General features: G+C 43.1%; 1 pseudogene. It reads right to left on the minus strand.

Features of this window, described 5'->3' with window-relative positions:
* Window positions 1-23 precede the first annotated feature (23 nt).
* Window positions 24-267: pseudogene (locus RAD10_RS41995) on the minus strand (hypothetical protein); the annotation flags it as partial.

Below are 267 nucleotides of genomic sequence, written 5' to 3' on the forward strand. Positions count from 1 at the left end.
CCCTCCCTCTCGGAGGGTTTTTTTTATCTATTTATCAGATAATTAGAGTCAATATCTTGTAGCGTTTGTTCGATAAGCGCTCTTGCAATCGTTCCTTTAGGCGCAACAGGCGGCATCTCGTCAATACCAAACCATTGTGCATCAGATAGCTCAGTGTAGTCTGGACTTAACTCTCCCGATTCATAGTCAGCTAAAAACCCCATCATCATACTCGATGGGAAAGCCCAAGGCTGGCTGCCAAAGTAACGAATATTTTTAACGAGAATT

Source organism: Bradyrhizobium sp. 23AC (genome assembly GCF_054863025.1).